Source organism: Microcystis sp. M53603_WE2, assembly GCF_030065435.1.
In genome coordinates this window covers 1-2,147 of the sequence record NZ_JASJFF010000061.1, presented here as the reverse complement: position 1 = coordinate 2,147, position 2,147 = coordinate 1, and the positions used below count along the sequence as shown (strand labels likewise).

General features: G+C 45.6%; 1 pseudogene. It reads right to left on the bottom strand.

Annotated elements, in window-relative coordinates:
- Nucleotides 1-206: 206 nt before the first annotated feature.
- Nucleotides 207-1,930: pseudogene (locus PX481_RS01450) on the bottom strand (formylglycine-generating enzyme family protein).
- Nucleotides 1,931-2,147: the final 217 nt, after the last annotated feature.

The following is a 2,147-nucleotide window of genomic DNA, read 5'->3' as shown; positions in this document are numbered from 1 at the left end:
GAGAAACCCGTTTTCTGCTCATGCACTCATGCAAAAAGGGGAATAAATAATCAGTAGATCGTAGGTTGGGTTGAACGATAGTGAAACCCAACACTTTTAAATAATTGGGTTGGGTTTCGTTCCTCAACCCAACCTACGGCTCAAAAAAAAAAATCGACCCGCCCTTAGGCGGGAGACAAAGGGCAAAAGAGCAAAAGAACAAAGGGTTAAAGTCCTGGGGAGACACACGCAACCCGAAAACCGATGCCGTAGTCGTCGTTGCCGGGGCTGTCCCTGATGCGGTCGGCAGAACGACAGTGATTAGGGTTGAAGTCCCAAGAACCGCCGCGCAGACACTTAGTAGGCTGAGAACGATTATCATTCTTGATAAACCACGCCGATCCATCCGTCGGCGCTCCGATATAGTTATCGTGCCAATCGTCTTCGCACCACTCCCAAACATTGCCACTCATGTCATAGAGTCCCCAAGCATTGGGCCTTTTCTGACCCACAGGATGAGTTTTATCCTGAGAATTTCCGTCATAAGCTAAACGGCGCTTAACCTGCATGATCCAACAGCTATAACCCTTTTGGAGTCTATATCGGTGATCCGAAGTAAAAGCCGTTTAGCTTACCAAGCGTAATCTCCTAGCTGATTAGCATCATCACCGAAATAATAGCGAGTAGTAGTCCCCGCACGACAGGTATATTCCCATTCCGCTTCTGTGGGGAGGCGATAGGTTTTGCCAGTTATTTGACTCAATTTCTGACAAAAAGCTTGAGCATCATTCCAACTAACCTGTTCTACCGGATTTTGTGGATTATTTTTAAAATAAGAGGGATTGTTTCCCATTACTGCTTGATATTGTGCCTGAGTGACTGGATATTTCCCAATCGCAAAACTGTTGACTTTAACTTGGTGTGGAGGCTTTTCATCATCGGAAGCATCAGAATCACTGTCAGGAGATCCCATGAGAAATTCACCTGCTGGTAAGTTCACCATCTCCAGTGTTATCCCATTGGGTAGGTTTTCGGTAAATGAAGTTTTATTGCCTAGTGCTGTCTCTGGTTGAGCAGATTTAGATGGAATCATCCAATCTGATGAAGAAGAAGGAGTTTTATTGTCTAGGGGTGTCTCTGGTTGAGGAAGGGGAGGAATAGGAGAGTCACCGACGACGGAGGTGCTAAAATTCCCAACTCTCTCGATTACATGGTTGTTGATGCGTTGAATGGCGGTTTCCAGTTCGATTTCCTCATCGGGGATTTCCACTTCCGTCCATTGCCATCCTTCCTGCTCGGCTCGCTCTAATGCGATCGCTAAACGGCCGCGCTTTTCTTCGCTGGTGACGAGGAAATTGAGCAAACTAGCCGATAGATTCTCGTTTTTGCGGAAAGATACCGCCGATTCGGAACTGAGAATGTTCTGGACGAGGGATTCCACCTCGCTGACACTGCGGGAAAGTTCCCCGTCAATGGTCACTACTCGCTCGATTAAGCCTTGAAACTGTCCGATAATTGGTTTTAGGTATTGTTCTAGATTAATGGCTACTTTGGCCATTTCGATCGCTTCTTGTTCCAGACTATCTAACTCCAGCTGCAACTGATACACTTGTTTGTACCCGTTCAACTCGCCGATCATTTTCGAGAAAACTTGTGTTTGTGTATCCTGATCTTCAGCTAATTTCTGGATACTTTCGCTGATTAGGTCGATTTTCTTGAGCATGAGCAAGCTGGCGCGACCAACGAGAATCACGGTGCGGAAAATCTGCTGTTTCTGTAGTCTCAGGGTATCTCGCAGTTCAGCCGAGCCGATGCTATTCTCCAAAGATTGGCGTTTTCGCTCTGTTTCTGCCAATTTCTGGCATTTAACCGCCACTGCCTCCTTGATTTCCTCGGTCAGTTCCAGAAAAAACCGCCGGTATTCATCCTTATGGTCGGTGAGAAATCTGATTAACTGGTTATAGTCCTTGACTAATCTTTCTAATTCTTGAAAAGTTTCCTCGAAATTGAGGGGTTCTTCTTTTTTCCGGCTCTTCGGTAATTGTTATGCAATGGACGGGGGTTATAAGGGATGGAACCCTTATAGAGAAAGGCATTTAGCGATTTTTGTCAATTGTTTTTGCTCTAGAGCGAACTAATCAATTAAGTCTCTTGCCAGATAAGGATTT